This is a genomic window from Brucella rhizosphaerae (genome assembly GCF_002252475.1).
Taxonomy (GTDB): Bacteria; Pseudomonadota; Alphaproteobacteria; order Rhizobiales; family Rhizobiaceae; genus Brucella; species Brucella rhizosphaerae.
The window spans coordinates 150,116-173,452 of record NZ_NNRK01000025.1 but is presented as its reverse complement, the minus strand read 5'-3'; the positions used below and the strand labels follow the sequence as shown (position 1 = coordinate 173,452).

Below are 23,337 nucleotides of genomic sequence, written 5' to 3'. Positions count from 1 at the left end.
TCAAGAGAGCGCTGACTGATTTGACAGACCTCTTACGGATGGCCTCATGGCGGAGTGGTTACGCAGAGGACTGCAAATCCTTGCACCCCGGTTCGATTCCGGGTGAGGCCTCCAAAAACTTTCCCTTTAAAATCAATGCCTTATAGCTGTGCAGTTATTCGTTTATGTGACATTTCATGTCGCATCTTGTTGCAAAGAGATTCTCTGCAATTACAACTAGTTACAAAAATGTCCGGCAAATCCACGCAACATGGAATGCAACATGCTTGACTCTTTTGATGGCATAAACAAAACAAGAACATCGGAATATGCGGACATGCCTGGCGGCGAGTGTGTCTGCTTTTAACGGAGCAGGACAATGAATGCGATTGCACAAGGGAATGAATACGACGACGAAATCGAATTGGTTCTGGCCTATCACAAAGGCGATATACGGTCCGCAATCGAATCGCTTTTAAAAGATCGCGACTTCCTCATCAAAGAAATTAAGTATGCTAGCCTTGCTATGTCGATGGGATTTTCGCGCGGCTGGAAGCCAACGGTCACGATTAAATGACGCGCTCTCGCGGTGCGTGCAGCCTTGCCGTAGTGAACATGATGTACTACCCCCTATCAGGCCATCATTCATCTAACCGATTTGCATCGTAAGAACCTGATCCAGCTTCTCAACGACCGGGAAAGACTTGGAGGCTATCGCCTTTGGGGTAGCAAACGCCATACTTTGTCATACGCAATCAAAGTGTGACGACAATGTTGAAATGTCCGCTATTGTGCAAAGTAGAAATGTCATTGTGATGACGCACACAACATCCCCCACAGTCAGACTGGCTGGTCGGGGTTGCAAAACCTGACGGGGGTTGTGAACGCACCTCTTGAACATTACGCTAGTGGGGATCATTGCGAGGATGGCAATTCAAGGCCGTTGGGTAATGAGACCCAGATTACCGTTTGCGCTTCCGGAGAATGACGTGACAAATGGCCTTTACCATGTGTGTCAGTGACTAACACAAAGCTACCAGCCGAGACATGTCGTATTTCGCCGTCACTCGTCTCGTATTCAACTGAGCCATCAAGTCTAACAGTCAGGACTGGTTCCGGCACCTTGTGCCACGCCACTTCTCGCATCCCTGCTGGGATGTGAGTGATACGCAGGCGAGAGGCTGGATAGCTGGTTGTCACGTCAAAGGGAGCAGCTTCCGGATGCACTGACCTCTTAGTGGTTGGCAAATCAATCTCATCAAAATGAGATTCACCGTCCGGCGAGGCGTAGATGCGCAGGCACTTCATTGAGGATATCCTTTCGGAAGATGGAGCAGGCGACGAAGGTATATCGCGATCCAGAGTAAGCCAGCTCTTCATGGAAAGCGTCAACCCTTCCATCCGATATGTAGGATTAGTGTAGGATTAGTGTTCTTTCGGCTAGGCTATAGCTTGGAGTTCAAGAAACTAGAGAACTCACCACTTGAACCGTTCCGGGTCTAATCCAAAACGGGGATATTAATCACTTATGAAACCAGCCCCATATTTTCAGGCTGTTCTCGTATAACGATGCAATACCGACGACCATGGCCAAAAGGGTTATCGCCGTCCATTTGAAGACGTGGCCCAACGTGCGCACGGTCGCGTAGCACTTGATAGCATCTTCCAGATTATCGATGTCGTCTTCGTCAAGCTTGGAAAGAAACTCTTTCGTTCGCTCGGGTATCACCAAGGTGCATATTCAAGGTGGTTTCCTTTCGGCAAAAGAAAAGGCCCCACGATTGCAGGGCCTCATCGGAACATAAAATGTGGAAGGCATCAGTGTGCTGTACCTGTTTAAGCATGTCTGTCGCGCACAAATGAATTTTCGAGCAGTACCCTTAGCGTATGGAACGTATCGCACTTTATATTTAGTGCCTCTGCTTTCAGCGCCGCCAATAATCGTAAGTTCCGAATTTCCACGCCCAACGTTCAACCCGAAAAGCCCATTGGCCTTGAGATGTTGCCCCCAAGAAGTGACCCTACCCTCCTCACAGAATGTAAGGCACTAATAACACGTATACAAAAGCTAATTTCCACGGAGCTATAATGACTAAATACCTATTAGCGGCGGCAATATCTATTATTTCAACGAGTTCTTTTGCAGATGCTGACCCATTCGGGTCTTGTGAAGATTTTGCTATAGTTGCCTGCAGAACTTTTTCGCCAGAGATGAAACAGGAATGCATTCAAAGAGCTATATTCATATGTGAGAATCCTATCGATCCCGATCCGGATGCAAGATAGGCCCAACAGTGAGGCGGCTTTATATAGCTGCCTCATAAGCTTGTACCCAATCTCATTGCTGAGGCGCTGCCCCAAAAAAAAAGCGGCCCAAAAGCCGCTTTGCAGATCGCTTCGCGCTTAAATGTAAATCACCATAATACAAAATTTAGTCTATTTCGCTTAAGCAGGCTATTAACTACCGTGTTTTATATCCCAAATGAACTGCCAATTCATCTAGGCCGTGCTTCATGTAATCGCTGAAGGTCGTCTTCTTACGTTGGGTTTTGGCAAGGTCCTCGATTTTCATATCCTGACCAACGACGGCGATCATCAAGACAAACGTGCGCTGTCCCAAAGCGGCAAGCAGCAATTCAAATGGTGTGTGGTATCGACTGCGCGATCTGGCAGTGGGTCAATTGCCTTACCGCCATCAAACCCACGCGCCCATACGATTACGATTGCACCCTTCACATCGGATTGTTCCCAATGCATGCGGCAACGTCCGGCTGCTGCCCACTGTGCATCATTGATATGTCCGCTGCTGGAAGGACGCCAACACAAAGCCGCTCCAAGCCTTCTGGAGCAAATCGCCAGCAGACGCGCTCACGCTCATGAAAACCATCGAAAAGAAGCTCGCTGAACAGCCAGCTAGAGCAGGAGCATAGAGGCCGGCTCAATGAAGGAAACAGGCGCACCAACGCAGCTTTCTGAACTCCGGTTTATCTGAAACTTGATCGCAGCTTTTCGATTGGTTCTATACGCCCTGTTTTCACCCGAGAAATGGCCGGGTGTGTTGGGAGACGCCAGTATCCATTTTTCATTTGCTTATCCCGTGCGAGGACATCACTTGTCGCAGCAACGGGAAAATGAACGTCGAATTTCAATGGTTTACATAACTTGTTCCTTAAATACAAACCTAGCGTTGCAGGCGTCACTTAAAGTCAATAATAAATTGCTAAAGTAGTTGGAAAAAGGAAGACACGTATGAACCGTTTAATTCTCACTGCAGCAATGACCGGAGCCATGTTGACGACCGCATTTGCACAACAGCCAACGCCAGAACAAATGGAAATGGCTTACAGTGCAGCGCGGAATCAACTTGGCGTGCTCGCATACTGTCAGGAGAAGGGGTTCATTGACGGTAGTGCATCCGAAATTCAGACGAAGTTGCTTGCTCTTGTCCCCACGCCTGCAGATGCTTCAAAGGGCGATACTGCAGAAGCAGTTGGAAAACAGGGCAAGGTTTCAGTTATGGGTATGGAACAGGACCTTACCACTGCTGCGAAGGCACAGGGTATTGATGAAGCTAAGCTTTGCGAAATGATGGCAAGCGCTTTGAAACAAGCTGCCGCTAACCTGCCACAGTAACGGCCAGGCTGATTGCTTAGAAAAATAAGCATTCAATCTTCATTAGAAAGCAGGCCCCGTAACGTTTCAACACGTGCGGGGCCTGCTTTCGTCGTTATAAACGTATAACCGCCCCGTAGGATGATTCTATTAAACTGCGCGCTGTTCTAAAGTATTTAGCCGCACGGCCAGAAGGCTGATCTTGTTCAGATCATACATGCGGCTGGCAGCCCGCGCCGTTCCTTTAAGAACGCACCTGACTTAGAGCATTTCTGGGTTAAATTGAATCATTCGAAATTCTCTATCTTTTTGTTTTTACTCACATATTTTATCGAAAACCGATGCCCATTTTTCGGGATGCACTCTAGTATTCCAGCATCTGAAGATCAGTCGTATCAGGTTTCGCGCCCGCTGCGGTCAACATCGCGTGGATCTGCCCCCGATGGTGTGTCTGGTGGCTAAAAAGCTGCATGATACAGAGCGCTTTTGGCTTCTCAATCCGGGTAGAACCATCTCCGGGATACCAGACAAGCATCCCATCGATGTCCGCGTCGTTCAATCTCGCGGACCACTCTTCGATTTCCTCATTCCTTTGCAAACGAAGCGCCTTGAAGTCAGTCCAATTCGCAGGACTTGTGAGGGAATGTTTGATGGTTTCCTCTGGGCGAGCATTCCCTTTTACTCGTTCCAGTATCAGAGCATCAGCCCAATAAAGATGGTTCAATGTCGCTGCGATCGATTGGAAGAAAGCACCTCGATCTTTCCAGCGATCCTCGTTGGTGAGCCCATCGGCGGCCGTTATCAATGACGTATTCTGCCAAGTGTTATAACGGGACATAAGTCGGCAATATGCGGCTGAGATCATTCTCATCCTCCAAAGGCTATTAATGTTCGGCTGGTGAAGTGCCGGACGGATTAATTTCGTCCTATGCAATCCGTGTCGCGTTGCTGGGCGTCAGGCTAATCGCCTGAGTAACGGATTTTCTACACTTCGACGACAAACATAGACCTTTCGTCGTTCTCTGACAACAATGCATCAGTGTACGCCGCGCGCAATGCGCTGCACGGATACGGCATCCAAGTGCTACCGAAGCAGGGTTGTCTATTTTTTCCGGCACCAGACGAGACTGAAAGACAGGATGTTCCGGTTTACTTAGCGATCTGGTCAGGCCATACCCGTTTCATGAAAACTACATGCCTTTTTCTGGCCAGCGCTGCTTTTGCCTATCTTTATTATGAGCGCTATTGGCGTTGGCGTGATTGCATCGAAGAAGCAAACTCAAGCTGTCTGACCTCAGACGGCAGCAATCTTACCAGTGGCGGCCAGTTATGGGGTTTAATAGCGGTTGTTTTTCTGCTGATTGGCTTGCGATCATTGTATAGATCACACAGGCGCTAGCTATAGTGTCGAGCTGATTTAACCGAATAGAACCAGCGAGATTGCTATGGTCATTGCTGGCACTAACCAGCACGCGAACATAAACAGCATCCGATCAAGACGGCTGCGAATAGCGGGCTTATTGAGCGCGGGAATTCTATCTGACGATTTTACGATCTGGTAAATCACCAGATAAAAAACAATCGCGATAATGCCAATGGTCCATCCCCATTGAACTAACTGTGTTGGATGACCTGGAACGCCCAATATCCAAGGAAAGAACAGTAATCCGCTGATGCCAGCCATCACATCAGGAAAGAATCTCGCCAGCAATCTAATCATCCTGGGCATGCGTACCTTATGTTTGAGAACAACTTCGACGAAAGTTACAGGAGCGACAAGAGAAAATAATTATAATTATTCAAACAGAAGCAAACGCCCAATCAGTCAAACCAAATCATGCCATATTGAATTATCAGAATAAACTCCCATATATGTGATGAACATGGAGTTTACTTTGAATGCTTGAACAAAAATCAGAGAAAAAAGAAACCCCTATGGAGCGTGCAGATCGAATTGCTCGCCAGCTTATTGAAACAGAACAGCGTGCACGGGAAAAGAAGACCTCTCGCCTACGCGATATGCGCTTGAATATGCAAAAATCTTCTGTGACTTTATAAAAAGACCAGCGGCCCAAGGCCGCTTTTCTTTTAACTCCGTGCTTTCGTCAGTCTCTGCGCAAACACGCTATCCTTATCCTCAGACCGTCTATTGATGCCCCACACACTAAAATAGTGTGTGTTTTGCAGCCATCTCCATCGCGCAATTTCATGAAGCTCATCGGTTGAAATACGGCATTCGTCGTATGGCGTAGCATCAACATTTCTCATTATTTGATGTGAGATTGTGAGCCGCGCCAGCACAATTTTATCAGGATTTCCGATATTGGCGCTCACTGGGATGCCCAGTAGAGGAGGATAAATGAAAATTATCACGTTGTTCGCAATTGGCTCGTTATTTGCGACGGGTGCAGCATTTGCTACTGCACCAGCTATTCCTGCTGATAAGAGCCCATCAGCTAAGCAGGAAAAATCTACCGCACCGATTGTCGCAATTGGTCCCAGCAGATCCTTGAGCATCAGTCTGGGGAAAAAACCGTTCATCCGTTAATTTCAAAAATTTAATTGCCTTGTTCGAGCGAGGCAATCTTTTTGACATTTAACGCCACCCAATCAATCGTTCGCCGCCCTGCTGTTTAAGAGCATGGCTTGAACTACCCCCGGTTTGCCCCAACAATTAGCATAAGCTGAAAAGCTCAAAATCGGCCCTTGGCGATAGGCTTATGTGTGACAAGCACCACGGCACCAAGCGACCGCTTGACAGAAGCTCGATCGAGAAATTGCCGTGTAAGGAATAGTTGGTCGGGAAGGTTGCAATCGCGTCGACTATTTCCTACGAATGGCCGATCTTTCGACAGTTGCACATTGCTGAGGACATGACGACAAAATTTCGAAATATGCAGTTATTGATCGCTATCTCGAATAGTCAGTCGGCATTCCCTCTGATGATGGATGCCAGATCAGACGATGCTATTGGGTTGCTGCCCGGCTAAACGCGCAGCGACCCCAAAACTCCCATCACACTGAATTATTTTAGTTCTACCGGCTGCCGGTAGTTCTACGGTTGGGATTTATCATGGCTATTTGGTCTGAACTGGCTCGTGCCAGCAATGATGCTGGCGACGAGATACTGTTGCGTCGACGAGACGATATTTACGAAATTCGTTATAATGGATTGGAGTTGATGTCGAACGTCAATTACCAATCGGAAACGGTCTTGGCAGAGCGTTCACTGCGGTTGCTCGAAAGGGTGCCACAAAGAATACTGATCGGTGGTCTCGGCATGGGTTTTACTCTCAAAGCCGCGCTTGATTGCCTCCCGGAACAAACGAAAGTCACTGTGTGTGAACTGGTTCCCGAAATCATCAGCTGGAACCAGACCTCCATTGGGCATCTTGCAGGCTTCCCACTCAGCGATCCACGTGTTGACGTCCGAACCGGCGACGTAATGGAAACATTGGCGCAGAGCCGAAATAGTTATGATCTGATCCTGATGGATACTGACAATGGCCCGGATTTCCTCGTCAGAAACGGAAATGATACAATCTATGCCCAATCTGGTTTAACGACTGTCGATGCAGCTTTAACGTCCGGTGGCATAGCAAGCTTCTGGTCTGCAACGGCTTCAGCAAGCTTTGAGGCCCTTTTGGATGAGATGGATTATGCTTGGGAAAGACACGATATCTGTTTGATAGGTGGAAGGTCAGACGCATTCCACTACATCTATTTCATCACTAAAGAGCATCCCGTGATTTCTGGCATCACCAAAAACGACCAAACTCGGCGAGTTGAACTCGCATTTTAATTTGCGTTCAGAGTGTTAGAGCGGTTCCAGCTAAGATTGAAAGGCTGGAAACGCTCTAACGATTTGTTTGTAAACATCACCCGATGCCAATCGGCTCCTCTTTATGCCATAAACGTTGCTGGAGCGGCCAATCAACCGATCATGCGTTCTATTTTCGCCCTTTTTCTCGCGATGCATGAAACCAAACTGACATTGCCCCGAAGCGGTATCCAGTGTATTTCGCTGGCAATAAGTCCCGTCCATACCTACCTTGTTCATACTGGGTTAGTAACAATAACTGGCCTACAAGGGAGGCGTATGAAAAACCTGATTGTACTTGGAATTGCCGCATTCACATTGAACCCAGCTGTCGCGATTGCTGCTACGGATGCGGAAATAGTGACAGAAATGGCAACCAAGTGTTGGGCACTCCCTGAAGGCGTTGATTATCAAAGAGCTTCAGCGACATTCGAGGTCACTTACAATGCAGACGGTGAGTTGCAACGTATTGTTACAGTCGACTATCAACCCGTGCGCAGAGCGGGTGAAGAATTTGCGGTCAGTGCTCAACAGGCTTTGACGGAATGCGCAAACAAGACCTCAGTAAAATCAAGAACTGTACGTGTTGTCATGAGATTTACGGCCTCTCAGTCAAATGGACCGTTAATAATGAAGAGACCTCTTCGTTAAACTTCCACTGAGAGTATCGACACCAAACCACGGCACCGCTTTGACTGCAGTGATGGCTGCACGTCTTGTTTCCGCTTAAGCAATTTTGTGTGCGAAAGATGATATTTATAAAAGCGCTTCATAAGCGCGGTTCGCGCTGCTGACATTGAAAGATCAGATACTGATCTCACACGCCCCAAAGCACCCAGACGGCAAAGACGTACGGTATTCGCGAAGGTCCGGCTTATCTATCTTGTTTCTAACCGGGATAGCTGTTCTGATACCTAATCTGAACTACGCAGCCAGGAACATGACGGTTGAGGACTACTTCACTAAAAGCCGCGCTGGAAAATCGCCTGCATATTTTCTGGTAGAAAAAAGCATCTCCGAACCGATCAGGGTTGCGGTTTTCTATGGCTATGAAAACAACGAAAAGCTCTGCAATGAGCTCGTTGAGTTGTACATGGAGAGGTATCCTTTGAGCCGATATTATTGCGCCCTGGCGAACGAGTAGCTTGCGTTTGAGCGTTTATATCACAAACCATAATTCCAGTTTGTTTTAAAAGTATCGCCGATGAGACATGATATTCTCACCGGCGAGAAATCTTAGTCGATGGTTTTTAGAACTTTACGCTGAGCCTGGCCTTGCCAGAGTTCTGGTTAAAGCTCGATCCATACTGACCGGAATATTCAAGACCCAACGTCGTCTGGTTGCCAAGGTCGATATCAAAGCCCGCCTTGATGATCGCTGTGTCCCTGGCAATTGGCGCGCCAGCCACTTCAAACACAGTTCCAGCATCAAAAGCAGCAGCCGCTGTTGGAATAGTATCGCCATAGGCGTGCTGCCAGCCAACTGTGCCATTGAGCTTGGCATTCAAGCTGCCAAAGACAACTGGAGCAGAGGCACGCAGACCGAGTGTGGTGAACGTAGTTGTCGTCGTTTCTTTTCCAATCTGCAGTGCTGCATTCCCACCCTTCTCGCTGAAGCGATCCGTTTGCAGGCGAACCACAGCAAGGTTAGCAAATGGCTCAATCACCGTCCCATTCAGATCGACACGATGTGAGAGTTCACCAAATGCCTGAAAGCTATTCGCACTGTAGTCGGCATCAAGACTTTCCGAGAAATCGGGGAAGGCAACGAAACGGTCCGTTTCAATCTTGTGCCAGCTATAGGCAAGGCCTGCCTTAAACATGGTCGCATTCCACTTTGTGCCACCATAAATACCAACATGATAATTATCGCTGTGGCCGGAAGAGTTGCGATCATTCACATCAAAGCTGGTGCGGCTATAGCCTGCGAGCGCACCCAATCTCCAGTTTTCAACAACCTCCGCATCGTAACCTGCGACAAAGCCTCCGGTCGATTGCTTCAACTTGCCAGCATTGCCATCTGCTCCGGTTTCGCTCCAGACACCGAGCGCCTGCCCCCAGATTGCAGCACGTGGTGCAGAAATTTGAGCTGACCCTGCATCCGTAGCCACCACAGATGTTTGTCCGTCATTGCCGAATGCAGCGCCAATACGATCCATTGCAGCATTGCGAATAATGGAGCTGTCGTTGATAATGGCGGTTCTCGTCGAAGCATGGATTTCACCCGAGAGAGCATTGAATGCGCGACGCGCATCATCTTCGCTTTCCTGCATGACGACAGTGTCGTAGACGGCATTGCCAGCACCGAGAGCCTCAACCGCAACTGCAACCGACTTCTGATTGCGTGTGTTTGCTGTGGAGATAAAATCAACATCGTTTCGGGCAATATCAAGGTAAACCGAATTGACATCATAGGCGAGACCAAGATCGACAAATGGCATGTTCTGACTCAAATCGCCAAATGTGCCGGTGATGCCACCTTCAGCACTGAGAATAGTGTAGCGTTTGCCCGGCATATAGGTGCCAGCAGCTTTTTCTACATAGACCTTTGCACCGCCAAGCGTTGCAGTTCCGCTGACATCAATGCGATCGCTTTTGCCTGATGCATCGATTTCCGCAGAGTAAGTAGCTGCAGCATCAAATGTCAGGTCGCCTTTGACCTTCAGCGTGCCAATGGAATTGCCCGGCGCAATGATACTGCCAGCACCGGCATAAAGTCCGCCGATAAAGCCTAACCCGCTGAGAGATGCGCCGTTTTCAACACTGACCTTACCGCTGAGGAAAGCGTCGGAATGGGCCGCATCGCCAATGACCAGGCCGCCTTCTGTAACTGTAGTTCCACCCGAATAGGTATTGGCTCCATTCAGCACCAGAACACCTGATCCGGATTTGGTGAGACTGCCAGTCCCATCGATATTACCGTCGAAACGCGTGTTGGCTGACTGGTTGATGCCCAAAGCAGCGGAACCGAGGCTCAATGAACCACCTTCGCCAGAAAGCGATGACATGGTCACATCGAAATTGTTGAGATCAAGCTTGCCGCCATTTACAGCAAACGTGGTATTGTCGACGAATGCGCCTGCGACACCTGCCTGCAAGACACCAGCTTCAACCATAGTTCCGCCGGTATAGCTGTTGGCCTGACCGAGAATGAGCGTGCCGGCACCGCGCTTGAGCAAAGCGCCTTCGTCAGTAGCCTGCTGCTGCAGCGTCACGCGATTATTTGCGTCAGCAATATCGATCCACCCAAGTCCTTCGAGCGATACGGTTCGATCCAGCGTTGTCATATCGCTGCCAGTGATACGCAAACCGCCATTAATCAGACGCAAGCGGGCATCGGCATTTCCAAGCGCAGCATCTTCGCTAACGAGGATGGTGCCACCATCTGTTACTGCCGTTTCACCGATGAAGGAATGATCGTCAATGCAGTAGTCCTTGATAGCCTGCTGGAAGCGCGCATCCGTGCTATCGCAGTTGAGCAGCGTCTTCTTTTCTTCAAGCGTCAGGCCACTGAGAATCGGATTGCCATCGGCGTCCGAGATTTGTCCAAGATAGAGGTCCGTACGGTGGTTGTTGCGGGTAAGGACGAACTCCTTGTTCTTTTCCTCAAAGCCGTAAGCCCCAGTACCCCAGACAAGACGCGACTTTTCCACTTCACCTTCTTGGTAAGCCTGGATTTGCGGACCGGTCCAACGCAGTTCCTGTGCAACAGGATCGTGATCCGACAGTGAGTTGCCGTTTGGCAAACGTGCCGCTTCCGAAAGCGTACCGGACCATTTGCCGTTATCGACAATCTCCACCCATTTGGCGAACGGACGCGACACCATGATATGGTCAATATTAACGCGGTCCCAACTCGGCCAAGTGTTGGTCGCGTCCTCTCCGTCACTGGTCCATGTTGCTCGGCCATCTCCCAAATCACTTGGCTTGAAGAGTTCCCGATTTCGCTCCAGCTGCATTAACTGATATTGCTGTTTGAGAATATTTAGCGTTACAGGTTGATTGTGTGCGACGGCATAGGTTTCGTCCTTGAGTCCCGTATCCGCGCCCTGCTTATAAGCAGTCTCAAGCGCATCTGCCCATTGCTTCCAGGACAAGCTGTTAATGTCACGGGTCGGATACGCATCCTGAATGACCTGATGTACCTTGGCTTCGTCCCCAGCAGCTACATACTCGTTAGCAAGCTTTGCGTAGAAATTCTGGCCGCTGGCACTCTTCATAAGCCTGATTTGCGCATCAACACTCAGCAGGCCGCGTTCCGACACATCACCTGCATTGAAATCACCAGTAACAATAGTCGGAAGCACACGTTCTTGCGCTACCTCAACCAGGCTTTTGGCTTCCCGAATGCGACTGGTCGACTCGTCCGCATAGTTCAGATGGCGACCTTCAATAAAGACATCCGAAAAGCCATTGCCGGGATTCATGCGGATTGTATTATTGCCAAGACTTTGCACAGGGCCGCTCGTGAAAATCATGCCGCTGCCTTCGCGAGCATCATAATCCTTGTTCTTCTGATAGTCTCCGAGCTTGTCCGGGTTACTGTTGAGAAGATCGAGTGTATTCTGGATATGCGCTCCAACGACGCTTTTGCCGTTTAGGACTTTACCGGAATTGTTATACAGTTCCGGCATGATGAGAATATCTGGCGCGACACCACGCAAGAGATCCTGCATTGTCTTGTTGTAAACGAGATTGCCATTCGCTTTCTCGTCAGTGTCCCACATTTTCGAATTGGCACCATTGTTCCAGATATTGAACCCCATGATTGTCAGGGAATGGCTTTTGGGTGCCGCGTTTTGTGATGCAGCATCGGCTCCAGCTGAAAGTAGCAACAGTGCACCTGCCGCTGTCAGCCCCAATGTGGCAACGCGCGCCGGAACAGCGGCAATGCCTGAGACTGCAACACTGCATAAAAGCTGCTTAGTCAAAGCCAGAAGTTTTCGGCTAGGTATTGTTGTCCCCGGTACCATCCCTCAGTCCTTTTCTCGGAAAATGCTTCCAATTCATTAACGTGACAGCTGGATTTGTCATCCAACTTCACCTGATGCTGAAATGACAGAGTTAAATGTCACTTTTATTACATTTTACTCACCAATGGAATTCCGGGACTCTGAATTCGGCATATTTGAATAGTAAATGTCATTAATATTACATTTTTAATTGCTATCACTTCGGACAAATGCCTGTAGCCTAACCCCACAATTTCCTTGCCTATTTCAACCTGAGAATGAGAGATGGATCTGAGCAACCAACCGCAAAAGGATGCGACGGAGAGCATGAGCGAACTTTCTGTATCCAGTGGCAAGAAAGAAGTCCGGCAGCAAATGCTGCTGCAATGGATCGAGAACAGCCATTATGTTTCTCTCGAGGAAATAGCCGAACGATTCCGAGTCACCACGCAGACGGCGCGGAGAGACATTGCGGATCTGGAGCATCAGGGCAAAGTCAGAAGACTGCATGGTGGCGTCTCGCAACTGGCGCCGCTTGATCCCCTAACCTACCGTCAGCGCAGACATGATCAAATGGATGAGAAAGCGCGAATTGCCGAAGCTGTCGTCGCACTCATTCCCGACAATGCCAGTATTTTCCTCGACACAGGCACAACCTGTGAGGCCATCGCCAACGCACTTGTCAGCAGGGAGCATTTGCACGTCGTCACCTACAGCCTGCGGTCAGCTGCCATTATCAGCGAGAAGACGGATTTCACACTTGCTGTCCCCGGCGGTTTCGTCCGTCCCATCGATGGGGGGATGTTTCAGGAAGACACGCCTGAATTCATCCGGCGTTTCAAATTCGACTATGCAATCATTTCCGTGAGTGGCGTCGATATTGACGGCGATCTGTGCGACGACGACCATACAGAAGTAGCCGTCGTTTCAGCAGCCCTCAGACAGGCTGCCCATAAGTTGCTCGCGGTGGACAGCTCCAAATTTGGCAAACGCGCCATGGTGAAGCTTGGATCAGTTCATGACATTACTGCCGTCATAACAAACGAACTGCCAACTCCGGTTTTGTCGGATATTTTACATGCCGCCAATATTCCCGTCATTCTGGCGAATATGGACACGTGAAATTCCCCTCGACCTATCGTGGCAATCCATTCGTTGCACCTGGCGCAAGATTCTGAGAGCGGGCCACAACCTTGACGACCCAATCGGCGAAAACGCGCAGACGATTGCTGAGGTGGCGATTAGGCGGGTAAACAAGATGGATTGGCATCGGATCGATCTGCCAGTCCTGCAAGACCGGGTGTAATATTCCATTTTCAATATCGTCCTGCACCATGAAAAGCGGAGCTTGTACAACACCAAGCCCAGCTCGCGCTGCCGCAAGATAAGTCGTCGATTCATTAGCGGCTACAATATATCGGCCGCTGATCTCGACCTCTTCTGTGCCTCGCCTGAAATGAAATGGCATCTGTTGGCCGGTCAGCGGGCGGAAATACCCCACGACATAACAGTCTCTGCTCAGGTCTGACGGATGTTGCGGCACAGACCAACGGTCAAGATATTCTGCTGAGGCACAGGCAATAAAGTGCATGTCACCAATGCGGCGCGCGATCAGCGACTGGTCTGCCAGTTCACCAATACGAATCGCGCAGTCCACATTTTCTGCCACATAATCGACAGGCCGGTCCGATACTCCGAGATCAATCTGAATATCCGGGTAGCGCTGATGAAATTCAAGCAAAGCCGGAATAATGATGAGATTGGCAACAGCACTTGCCATTTCCACGCGCAACCGCCCTTTCGGCAAGGTCTGCGCACTCGAAAGGCTGCCGTCGAGTTCTTCCAGATCGGAGAGCAATCGTGCAGCCCGCTCATAGTAAAGTGCCCCATCCGGTGTTACGAGAACACGGCGGGTCGTACGATTGAGGAGTTTTGTACGGAGATGGGCTTCCAACCCCTGGATGAGATTACTGATCGTGGCTTTGGGCACATTGAGAGACGCGGAAGCGCGTGTGAAGTTTCCGGTTTCAACGACCCGGAGAAAAGCGCGCATGGCCGAGAGCTGATCCATTTTCAATAACCATCATTGTTCGGATTTATGGATAGTGTAACCAATTTGAGGGGACTATTCCAGATAATAGACAATGATAGTATCTCAACATGGCAGTTTGCCGCTAGTGCTTTGATTCCGACATTTGCCGATGCCTATATCTAAGGAATGCAAATGTCGAAAACAGACCACTAGTAACGAAAGCAAGAAAGATGTGCGAGAAATTCACGGTTGGAACAATGCAGGCTGGCGATACCACCTGCACGGCACGCATTTATCGCGGTGCCAAGTTGCTTTCACCGCCGCCAGTGGTTCTGCATCTCCACGGCGGAGCTTTTTCGGTTAACTGTCTTGGTGCCTGCGAGCGCGTTGCTGAAACACTTGCCGAGGCGGGTGCTGTGGTGGTCTCGCCGGAATATTCATCGGCCTGTCTCAATCCGTTCCCGGCGGCACTCGAGGTGGCTTATTCAATTATGACTTCGATGCGCGCACGTTGTCCGGAGTTTGCGCACAAGAAGTCGATGCTGTTCATCGCCGGTGAAGAGGCGGGTGGCAACATTGCAGCTGGTTTGGCGTTGATGGCGCGAGATCAAAATCTGACAGAACTCAAGGGCCAGATATTGCTTTCGCCCATGCTCGACCCTTGTCTCGCTACGGCGTCTTTCCGAAAATACTGCCCGGAAGGTGCGGTTCAGTCGATGGCGGATGGCTGGCAGAATTATCTTGGCGAGTGCGCCGGGTTTACGCATCCTTATGCTGCTCCCGCTCTTTGTACACGTTTGGCGGGCCTGGTGCCTACCCTGCTTGTGTCCAGTGCCGAATGTCCGATGCGGGATGAAACGCAGGCTTATGCCGAGCGTCTCCGGCAGGCAGGCGTGAAGGTTCAGTCGCATATTCTGCCTGGAAAAGCCGGGTGGATACCTGAAAATGAGGTGGCGAGTACGGAGTGGCCGCCGCAGGAACACAAACTGATCGACCTGTTTTCCGATTTCTTCCGGCAGGCAGGTGCAAAGCAAATCGCAGCTTAGCCTCAGCTCAAGTGGTCTCCCAACCGCCGGACTGAGGTTCAAAATAAAACCGGTCCCCACCGGTTAGGAGATACAACATGACATCGAACATTACCCGTCGGGCCCTATGGGGCGCCGGCCTCGGTATCCTATTGTCTGCAGCAGGCGGCGGTGCCATCTTCTTTGGCGCTCCTCACCTTAATGCTGACGCTGCTACCGATGTTTCTGCTCCTCCCCCTGCCGTACCAGTCTCGGTAACTAAGGCGGAATCGCGATCGATTAACAGTTGGGAAGAATTTTCCGGCCGTCTGGAAGCCATCGAACGCGTCGAAATTCGCCCACGCGTTGGTGGTGCAATCCAGAAGGCGCATTTCCGTGAAGGCAGTCTCGTCAAGCAAGGCGACCTGCTTATCACCATCGACCCGGAACCGTATGCAGCCACCGTCGAAAAAGCCAAAGCGCAAGTTTCCGCCGAAGAGGCGCGTACGGCACTGGCCAAGACCGAACTTGAACGCGGACGACAGCTGGTAACAACGCGCACAATTGCTCAAAGTGGTCTTGATCAGCGTTCAAGCGCTTATGATGAAGCGCAGGCCAGCCTTCGTTCGGCCAAGGCAGCTCTTCGTTCTGCTGAACTCGATCTCCAGTATACCGAAGTCCGTGCGCCGATTTCGGGTCGTGTCGGACGACTGGATGTTACAGCTGGTAATCTGGTTGCCGCAAGTTCCGCTTCCCCGGTTCTGACAACCCTGGTTTCCGTTGATCCGATCTATGCAAGCTTCAGTGCCAATGAAGAAGTTGTCACCAAAGCGCTTGCCAAGCTCGCCACGTCACCCGGTGGAAGCGCCATCGAGCGCATTCCGGTTCAGATCGGTACAGCGGCTGATGACGGCACACCCATTTCCGGCCACATCCAGCTCATCAACAATGAAGTCGATGCCACCACTGGCACAATCCGTGTCCGCGCGGCCATCGACAATCCGGATGGCAGGCTCATTCCGGGCCAGTTCGTCCGCATTCGCTTTGGTGAACCAGACCCGGATGAGAAGCTCGTGGTCAGCGACCGCGCTATCTCGTCCGATCAGGACAAGAAGTTTGTCTTCGTCGTGGGCGCGGACAACAAGGTTGAATACCGACAGGTGGTACTGGGCCGCAATTATGATGGGCTCCGTATCGTCGAGAGCGGGCTAAAAGCTGGCGAAAACATCGTCGTCAATGGCCTTCAGCGCATTCGTCCCGGTGTCGTTGTAGCCCCGCAGCCGGTGACTGAAACGCTCGCCAAGAACTGATTGAAACGGCGCAGGCTGAAAGCCTGCGCGTAAACGCAACGAACTCAGCCTATTCAACTCGCGAGAACGCATGTTTTCGCGAGACAGGAGAGTTTTTGCTTTCCCGCCTAAGGGGGATAAAAAGATGAACTTTTCACGCTTTTTCGTTGACCGCCCGGTCTTCGCTGGCGTTCTGTCGGTCCTGATCTTCGTCGGCGGTCTGCTCGGCATGACGGGTCTGCCGATCTCAGAATATCCGGAAGTCGTGCCACCACAGATCGTGGTACGCGCGCAATATCCAGGCGCTAACCCCGCCGTGATTTCCGAAACGGTGGCAACACCGCTGGAAGAACAGATCAACGGTGTCGAGGGCATGCTCTATATGCAGAGCCAGGCAACCGCTGACGGCGTCATGACGTTGACCGTCACCTTCGCGCTTGGCACCGATCCCGATCAGGCCCAGCAGCTTGTGCAGAACCGTATTTCACAGGCCGAACCGCGCCTGCCTGCGGAAGTTCGGACACTCGGCGTCACTACCGCCAAAAGCTCACCCGACCTGACGCTTGTTGTTCACCTCATCTCGCCCAATGGCCAGTATGATGTGAACTATCTGCGCAATTATGCGGTTCTCAAGGTCAAGGACCGTCTGGCCCGTATTCCGGGCGTCGGACAGGTGCAAATCTTTGGTGGTGGCGACTATTCCATGCGTGTATGGATCGATCCGCAAAAGGCTGCCGAACGCGGGCTTTCGGCAGGTGATATCGCCAATGCCGTGCGTCAGCAAAACGTTCAGGCCGCAGCGGGCGTCATCGGCGCTTCGCCTTCCGTTCCGGGCCTCGACATGCAGCTTTCGGTCAATGCACAGGGCCGCCTCCAGAACCCCGAAGATTTTGCCAATATCGTTGTAAAGTCAGGTAGTGAAGGCGAAATCACTCGCCTCGGTGATGTCGCCCGCGTTGAAATGGGCGCTGCCGATTATTCACTGCGCTCGCTCCTCGACAATAAGTCGGCCGTGGGTATGGGTGTGTTTCAGGCACCGGGTTCCAATGCTTTGGAAATCTCGGAAAATATCCATGCAGCCATGGCAGACCTGAAAAAATCCATGCCTGAAGGTGTGGATTTCGACATCGTCTACGACACCACGCAGTTCGTGAAGGCCTCGATCGAATCCGTCATCCACACTCTGCTTGAAGCCATCGTTCTCGTGGTGATCGTGGTCATCCTGTTCCTGCAAACATGGCGCGCATCAATCATTCCGCTGGTTGCCGTTCCCGTCTCCATCGTGGGGACGTTTGCGGTCATGTACGTGTTCGGCTTCTCCATCAATGCGCTTAGTCTCTTTGGCCTCGTTCTCGCCATCGGCATCGTGGTCGATGATGCCATCGTGGTAGTGGAAAATGTTGAGCGTAACATCGAGCAAGGACTATCGCCGGTCGAAGCGACCTATCGCGCAATGCAGGAAGTGTCCGGCCCGATTATTGCAATTGCACTGGTGCTGGTTGCGGTATTCGTGCCGCTTGCCTTCATCACCGGATTGACCGGTCAGTTCTATCGCCAGTTCGCACTGACGATTGCAATCTCGACAGTGATCTCAGCCTTCAATTCGCTGACGCTTTCGCCTGCTCTCGCAGCTCTTTTGTTGCGCGGCCATGATGCGCCGAAAGACCGTCTGACCCGTATCATGGACAAGATGTTCGGCTGGTTCTTCCGTGGCTTCAACCGCGTCTTTGGCGCAGGCTCGAATGCTTATGGTCGCGGCGTTGGGCGCATTCTTTCGCGCAAGTCGCTGGTGATGGGTCTTTATCTCGTGTTGCTGGGTGTTACCTTCGTTCTGTTCCGTGCAGTCCCCGGCGGCTTCGTTCCAGCACAGGACAAGCAGTATCTGATCGGCTTTGCGCAATTGCCAGATGCGGCAACGCTTGACCGCTCGGAAGATGTCATCCGCCGCATGACCGATATAGCGCTTAAGCAGCCAGGTGTCGCCAATGCCATCGCCTTCCCCGGTCTGTCGATCAATGGTTTCACCAACTCGTCAAACTCCGGCATCGTTTTCGTGACATTGAAGCCGTTCGAGGAGCGTAAGACCGCCGATCTGTCAGCTAATGCCATCACCATGCAGTTGAACCAGCAGTTTGGTGCCATTCAGGATGCCTTCATCGCGATGTTCCCGCCACCGCCGGTTCAGGGACTTGGCACGACAGGTGGTTTCAAGCTTCAGCTTGAAGACAGAAACGGGCTCGGTTTCCGTGCACTGGATGATGCGACCAAGGCGTTTCTCGCCAAGGCCTATCAAACGCCGGAACTGGCTGGTCTTTATTCGAGCTTCCAGGTCAACGTGCCGCAACTTTATGCCGATCTTGATCGTGTGAAAGCGCGTCAGCTTGGCGTTGCAGTCACGGATGTATTTGAAACCCTGCAAATCTATCTGGGTTCGCTCTATGTCAACGACTTCAATGCTTTCGGACGCACATACAGCGTGCGCATTCAGGCGGATGCCAATTATCGCAGCCATTCCGAAGATATCGGCAAGCTGAAAGTACGCTCGCAATCAGGAGAAATGATCCCACTATCGGCTCTTCTGAAAGTTGAACAGACTGTGGGTGCAGAACGTGCGATCCGTTATAATGGCTTCCTTTCGGCCGATATCAATGGCAATCCGGCACCAGGCTTCTCCTCCGGTCAGGCACAGGCCGCCATTGAACGTATCGCCGCAGAAACCCTGCCCGCTGGCATTGCTTTCGAGTGGACCGATCTGACCTATCAGCAGATCCTCGCCGGTAGTTCTGGCTTCCTGGTATTCCCGCTTGCGTTGCTGCTGGTTTATCTGGTTCTGGCTGCACAGTATGAAAGCCTTACCCTGCCATTGTCGATTATCCTGATCGTACCAATGGGCATCATGGCAGCACTGACCGGCGTCTGGTTGACAGGTGGTGACAACAACGTCTTCACCCAGATCGGCTTAATAGTGCTTGTGGGACTGTCCGCGAAAAACGCGATCCTTATTGTCGAGTTTGCGCGCGAGCTGGAAATGTCGGGACGTAGTGCCGTTCAGGCAGCCATCGAAGCCAGTCGCTTGCGTCTGCGTCCAATCCTGATGACCTCGCTCGCTTTCATTATGGGTGTGGTCCCGTTGGTGATTTCGACGGGGGCAGGTGCGGAAATGCGCTCGGCAATGGGTATTGCGGTCTTTGCAGGTATGATCGGCGTAACGGCCTTCGGTATCTTCATGACGCCGGTATTCTATGTGCTGATCCGCAAGCTGAGCGGTGAACGCCCATTGAAACATGCAGGAGCCAAGATAGAAGCCCCACATCTGGCAGCGGGCGAATAACTCGATAGCCAAAACAAAAACCTGAGTCTTAAGGCCGGAGGTTTACCTCCGGCCTTTCTGCGATGAATGCCTGACTGTTATCACTGACAGCGGTCTGCCATGAGCTTTCTTGATGAATGCAGCTCATTCCAAGTCTTCTTTACACCGGTGACGGGCGTGGGATTGTCACTTTCGAAATTAAAGCTGCAAAACTTGTTTGAACGCCTCCCTGTTATAGACGCTCAGCTTAAGTCATCAGAAACGGTAGTTTACGCCTGCCTTGATAACGTGATCATGCACATTGGTCTTGGTCGTGCCATATGATGTCGTTGTCGAGACGTCCTTGGTGGTCACATAATTATACTCGATCTTTGCCGACAGACCGCCACCAAATCCCTGCTCGATACCACCACCCAAAAGATAGCCCGGCTTCCTGCCACTAGGACCGGTAACGTCGTCACCATCCTTGAACTTCGTCATGGTCAGGCCGGCCGTGCCATAAACAAGTGATTGGTCAAACGACAGACCAGCCCTGGCTTTGGCGGCCCCGCGAAAGCGTTCGCTTAAACGACCATGTGGCACACGCGCTTCATTGCCCATATACGAACCTTCAAGTTCAGCACCAATGACACCGGGGCCGAACTGAAAATTATAGCCAGCCTGCACACCGCCAGTCATACCTTTTCCGCCAGTGAAAGGGTTGACCTTTGGAGAAGCGAGCCCACCATGCGCGCCGATGTAGGCTCCACTCCATGAGAATGCCGGTGGGGTTTCGTAATCGAACGATCCCGATGAATTATTACTGAGATCAGCAGCATATGCATTCGTTGTGAGCGCGATTGCGGCAGTCGCAGCCGTGAGTAATTTTGCGATGAAAGACATAGTATAACTCCAGACGAAACCGGCGCGCCATTCTTTGAGGCTTCCCAGGTTTCAGTTCGCGTTGAAGAACCAGAAGTTGGCTCCGGTTGATCCTCCAAGCCAATCAGCAACTTGCACTGACTAATTCAGAAGATACTGCCATTCTCCTCGCGAGCGTTGCGCCCAGATTGCGTGAATTATTTTAAACTGATATTTATTTATTAAATTTATACAATTAGAGGGATTTCTTTAACCAAATAATAAGGATGTGTATTTCCTGCATGTTCTCTTAATTCTGGGGCTTGCGCCCGATAGCACTTACGGACTGAATTTGCAGACGGACGCAGAAGCCCGGTTTCAGGTCGAAAAACAAAACTTTCCCGCCGTGAATTTCTGCCGCTTTCTGCACCAGATTCAATCCAAGACCGGCACCCGACGAGTGGGTATTGATGCGGTGGAACGGCTCAAACACATGCTCTCGCTCCGAAAGCGGAATGCCTGCACCCTCATCACAAACGTCAATAGTCCCCGACACACCGATCTTGATAACGATTAAGCCTTTGCCGCCAGCGTGATCGATTGCATTTCGGATGAGGTTAACGACTGCCATTTCGATAATCGATGTCTGGACCGTGAAGATGGCCTCTTCGCTACTTGGCTCAAAATCGAAATCGTAACCCGCATCCAGTGCCAGAGGCGCAAGATCGGCTGCCAAGCGCTGAACAAGTACATTCAAATCCTGGCGCTCCGCGCGCAATTCAACGACACCAATAGCCTGCATCTCCAAAAGCTGATGCGCCACCCGTGCGAGACGATCAATATCGGATCGCAGTTGCCTGCTCACAGCGTCGTCGGCGAGCAGATCGGCTCGTGTGCGAGCTATCGCAATTGGAGTCCTGAGTTCATGCGCGGCATCAGCCAAGAAACGATTACGACGATTATACCCTTCATCAAGCTTGGAGAGCGCTGTGTTGAAGGCATCCACCAATGGGATGATTTCCTGAGGAACCTTGGAACGATCTATGCGGGCAGATCGATTTTCAAAATTGATCCCCTGTGCCTGTTTTACTGTTTCCATGAGACCGCGCAGAGACCGCCCAACCGCGCGTGGCGTAACGATCAATGTCGCAATACTCGTCAAAATGAGCATGGGAACCACGGCAATGAGCACAATCAATCCCAAGCCGGGCAATACATTCAACCAATGAATTTCGCCGTCTGGATATTTGGCCAGATCGACTTGCATACTGATCCAAAGACTGATGCCCTCATTTTCGAACCCTTTGTCCGTCGACGCGATAATTTGCAACTTCCCGGCAGAGGTATTCCGGTTTTCTACCGTCGCACGCGCAGTATTTGCGGCTTGCACGCGGGCCCGGTCAATTGTCCAAGGAAAGGCTGCCTCAAGCCCTGCCCAAGGTATTTTCCCGTATTGCAAGACAATGTCATTATCGTCCCGCACAATGAACCAGAGATCGGGATACTGCTGCTTCAGCCGCACGAATTCGGGCGTCTCCAGCAATTGAACATGCCCCTGACCGTCTTTCATCACACTTTCAGCGATGACACGAACGGCCTCTTCATTGGCATCTTCCAGCTCAGGATTGATAATCCAGATCCAACCAACAAGCAGGGCAACAAAAAGCACAAGAAGAAACGCCTGCGACACGAACAGCCGTTTCATCAGGGCCCATCGCAATGATCGACTACGTTCTTTCTTCATGCTTTCGACCGGATCAAATAACCGATGTTTCGCACAGCTCTTATTTCAACTGTGGCTCCGGCCTGAGCAAGCTTCTTGCGGATGCGCGAGATGTGCGCATCCAGGGCATTGGACTCAATCTCATCATCGAGATTGTAAACCGCCTCGACAAGATTTGACCGGGTTACAATGCGGTTTGGTCGCCGCATAAGGGCTTCCAGAGCGAGATACTCGCGGCGTGGAAACTCGATGATTGTATCAACGACGCTGACCTGATTGCTCCGCGGATCGATGATCAGATTTCCAAAACTCAAATACTTGTCCGACAGCGAAGAGCCACGCCTTCTGAGCGCTCGCAATCGTGCAAGCAATTCCTCAATCGCAAAGGGTTTGGCAAGATAATCATCGGCACCTGCATCGAGCCCATCAACGCGATGATCTACACTTCCTAAAGCCGTCAAAACCAAAATAGGCACCGAGAGCTTGCTTTGACGAAGTGCTGCAACCAGTTCCAGTCCCTCTCCATCGGGAAGACGGCGATCCAGAACGAGTGCGTCATAATTGCCGTCACGCGCCAATGCATCGGCATCAGCTATGGTGCCTACATGATCAACCAGCACCTCATGCCGTCGCAGCGCCTCGAGCAGAGCGCGCGCCATTTCAGGTTCATCTTCAAGAAGCAAGATACGCAACGATTTTCCCTCAGAGGCCAGTTCTTGCCCTCGCTCCCCCATTAGCCACTCAACATTGCGACTACATTGCAATCCAAGCGCGCC

The 23,337-nt window shown here is 51.1% G+C and carries 20 protein-coding genes and 1 tRNA gene; 11 read left to right on the top strand and 10 right to left on the bottom strand.

Annotation, left to right across the window (positions count from 1 at the left end; all coding sequences use genetic code 11):
• The first annotated feature begins 40 nt into the window (after positions 1-40).
• Positions 41-114: transfer RNA gene (locus CEV32_RS08365), tRNA-Cys, on the top strand.
• 244 nt (positions 115-358) lie between these two features.
• Positions 359-556, top strand: a complete 198-nt coding sequence (locus CEV32_RS08360) for a hypothetical protein (RefSeq protein ID WP_094576155.1) — start codon at positions 359-361, stop codon at positions 554-556.
• A 338-nt stretch (positions 557-894) separates the two neighbouring features.
• On the opposite strand, the gene CEV32_RS08355 is transcribed toward CEV32_RS08360, so the two are convergent.
• The 3 genes from CEV32_RS08355 to CEV32_RS23625 form a co-directional block, all read right to left on the bottom strand.
• Positions 895-1,287 (bottom strand): cupin domain-containing protein, encoded by a 393-nt coding sequence (locus CEV32_RS08355; RefSeq protein WP_094576153.1) that lies wholly within the window; start codon positions 1,285-1,287, stop codon positions 895-897.
• 214 nt (positions 1,288-1,501) lie between these two features.
• Positions 1,502-1,711: a hypothetical protein gene (locus CEV32_RS08350; protein ID WP_235818771.1), complete on the bottom strand. Its 210-nt coding sequence runs from the start codon at positions 1,709-1,711 to the stop codon at positions 1,502-1,504.
• Between the two features lie 863 nt (positions 1,712-2,574).
• Positions 2,575-2,736: a hypothetical protein gene (locus CEV32_RS23625; protein ID WP_167382766.1), complete on the bottom strand. Its 162-nt coding sequence runs from the start codon at positions 2,734-2,736 to the stop codon at positions 2,575-2,577.
• Positions 2,737-3,228: 492 nt separating this feature from the next.
• Between CEV32_RS23625 and CEV32_RS08340 the strand changes: the two genes are divergently transcribed.
• The gene (locus CEV32_RS08340; RefSeq protein ID WP_094576147.1) at positions 3,229-3,612 is read left to right on the top strand and encodes a pore-forming ESAT-6 family protein; all 384 of its coding nucleotides are present in this window, start codon (positions 3,229-3,231) and stop codon (positions 3,610-3,612) included.
• A gap of 343 nt (positions 3,613-3,955) precedes the next feature.
• On the opposite strand, the gene CEV32_RS08335 is transcribed toward CEV32_RS08340, so the two are convergent.
• Both CEV32_RS08335 and CEV32_RS23910 read right to left on the bottom strand, forming a co-directional pair.
• On the bottom strand, positions 3,956-4,456 hold the full coding sequence (locus tag CEV32_RS08335; protein WP_094576145.1) for a DinB family protein: 501 nt from the start codon (positions 4,454-4,456) through the stop codon (positions 3,956-3,958).
• 552 nt (positions 4,457-5,008) lie between these two features.
• On the bottom strand, positions 5,009-5,311 hold the full coding sequence (locus CEV32_RS23910; protein ID WP_235818781.1) for a hypothetical protein: 303 nt from the start codon (positions 5,309-5,311) through the stop codon (positions 5,009-5,011).
• A 179-nt stretch (positions 5,312-5,490) separates the two neighbouring features.
• Between CEV32_RS23910 and CEV32_RS23620 the strand changes: the two genes are divergently transcribed.
• The 4 genes from CEV32_RS23620 (at position 5,491) to CEV32_RS08305 (ending at position 8,062) form a co-directional block, all read left to right on the top strand.
• Positions 5,491-5,649 carry a hypothetical protein gene (locus tag CEV32_RS23620; protein WP_167382765.1) on the top strand — a complete coding sequence of 53 codons (159 nt, stop codon included), beginning with the start codon at positions 5,491-5,493 and terminating at the stop codon, positions 5,647-5,649.
• A gap of 301 nt (positions 5,650-5,950) precedes the next feature.
• Positions 5,951-6,139 (top strand): hypothetical protein, encoded by a 189-nt coding sequence (locus tag CEV32_RS23380; RefSeq protein WP_143128801.1) that lies wholly within the window; start codon positions 5,951-5,953, stop codon positions 6,137-6,139.
• Positions 6,140-6,664: 525 nt separating this feature from the next.
• Positions 6,665-7,393, top strand: a complete 729-nt coding sequence (locus CEV32_RS08310) for a spermine/spermidine synthase domain-containing protein (RefSeq protein WP_143128800.1) — start codon at positions 6,665-6,667, stop codon at positions 7,391-7,393.
• A gap of 297 nt (positions 7,394-7,690) precedes the next feature.
• The gene (locus CEV32_RS08305; RefSeq protein WP_094576484.1) at positions 7,691-8,062 is read left to right on the top strand and encodes a hypothetical protein; all 372 of its coding nucleotides are present in this window, start codon (positions 7,691-7,693) and stop codon (positions 8,060-8,062) included.
• Positions 8,063-8,661: 599 nt separating this feature from the next.
• On the opposite strand, the gene CEV32_RS08295 is transcribed toward CEV32_RS08305, so the two are convergent.
• Positions 8,662-12,384: an autotransporter outer membrane beta-barrel domain-containing protein gene (locus tag CEV32_RS08295; protein ID WP_094576134.1), complete on the bottom strand. Its 3,723-nt coding sequence runs from the start codon at positions 12,382-12,384 to the stop codon at positions 8,662-8,664.
• Positions 12,385-12,648: 264 nt separating this feature from the next.
• Between CEV32_RS08295 and CEV32_RS08290 the strand changes: the two genes are divergently transcribed.
• Positions 12,649-13,485, top strand: a complete 837-nt coding sequence (locus CEV32_RS08290) for a DeoR/GlpR family DNA-binding transcription regulator (RefSeq protein WP_094576132.1) — start codon at positions 12,649-12,651, stop codon at positions 13,483-13,485.
• Positions 13,486-13,498: 13 nt separating this feature from the next.
• Here the strand turns inward: CEV32_RS08290 and CEV32_RS08285 are convergent, their stop codons facing one another.
• Complete coding sequence (locus CEV32_RS08285; protein WP_094576130.1) at positions 13,499-14,434, bottom strand: LysR family transcriptional regulator; 936 nt, start codon at positions 14,432-14,434, stop codon at positions 13,499-13,501.
• A gap of 191 nt (positions 14,435-14,625) precedes the next feature.
• On the opposite strand from CEV32_RS08285, the gene CEV32_RS08280 reads away from it, so the two are divergent.
• From CEV32_RS08280 to CEV32_RS08270, 3 genes are all read left to right on the top strand, one after another.
• On the top strand, positions 14,626-15,441 hold the full coding sequence (locus CEV32_RS08280) for an alpha/beta hydrolase (RefSeq protein ID WP_094576128.1): 816 nt from the start codon (positions 14,626-14,628) through the stop codon (positions 15,439-15,441).
• Between the two features lie 77 nt (positions 15,442-15,518).
• Positions 15,519-16,709, top strand: coding sequence for an efflux RND transporter periplasmic adaptor subunit (locus tag CEV32_RS08275; protein WP_094576126.1), 1,191 nt, complete (start codon positions 15,519-15,521; stop codon positions 16,707-16,709).
• 124 nt (positions 16,710-16,833) lie between these two features.
• Positions 16,834-20,019 (top strand): efflux RND transporter permease subunit, encoded by a 3,186-nt coding sequence (locus tag CEV32_RS08270; protein WP_094576124.1) that lies wholly within the window; start codon positions 16,834-16,836, stop codon positions 20,017-20,019.
• 234 nt (positions 20,020-20,253) lie between these two features.
• On the opposite strand, the gene CEV32_RS08265 is transcribed toward CEV32_RS08270, so the two are convergent.
• The 3 genes from CEV32_RS08265 to CEV32_RS08255 form a co-directional block, all read right to left on the bottom strand.
• A complete protein-coding gene (locus CEV32_RS08265) occupies positions 20,254-20,880 on the bottom strand; it encodes an outer membrane protein (RefSeq protein WP_094576122.1) in 627 nt (208 codons plus the stop codon).
• 268 nt (positions 20,881-21,148) lie between these two features.
• The gene (locus CEV32_RS08260) at positions 21,149-22,543 is read right to left on the bottom strand and encodes a sensor histidine kinase (RefSeq protein WP_235818770.1); all 1,395 of its coding nucleotides are present in this window, start codon (positions 22,541-22,543) and stop codon (positions 21,149-21,151) included.
• Between the two features lie 35 nt (positions 22,544-22,578).
• Positions 22,579-23,253 (bottom strand): response regulator transcription factor, encoded by a 675-nt coding sequence (locus CEV32_RS08255; RefSeq protein WP_094576118.1) that lies wholly within the window; start codon positions 23,251-23,253, stop codon positions 22,579-22,581.
• Positions 23,254-23,337: the final 84 nt, after the last annotated feature.